The following is a 273-nucleotide window of genomic DNA, read 5'->3' as shown; positions in this document are numbered from 1 at the left end:
CAAACCTGTTTGACAACCCACGATTGCTAGAGGTCGTGGACCGGAACTGGCCCGAACTTCACTTCGCGGCGAAGTCAATCACTGGCGAGGTATTCACGCCGCAGCAAGTCAAAAACCTTCGATCAAACCATGCAAATTTCGCCATTCAGGTTAGCGGGCGCACCGTTTTACCCCCGGTTGGAGTTACGGCGACCGGCGTGCCGATTGAGGTCTATGGATGGTATTGGGCGTTGCACGCCGAACTACGCAACGTGGAAGCGGACGTTCGTCGCC

At 56.4% G+C, this 273-nt stretch carries 1 protein-coding gene; it reads left to right on the top strand.

Going from position 1 to position 273, the window contains the following annotated elements; all coding sequences use genetic code 11:
- Positions 1–273 (top strand): hypothetical protein (locus SB717_RS35730; RefSeq protein ID WP_410907697.1); only part of this gene is annotated, 273 nt, incomplete at both ends.

Origin of the sequence: Priestia sp. SIMBA_032, assembly GCF_046535215.1 — a bacterium.
Lineage (GTDB): Bacteria > Bacillota > Bacilli > Bacillales > Bacillaceae_H > Priestia > Priestia aryabhattai.
The sequence above is the reverse complement of the archived record's forward strand: the minus strand, read 5'-3'. Positions and strand labels throughout refer to the sequence as shown.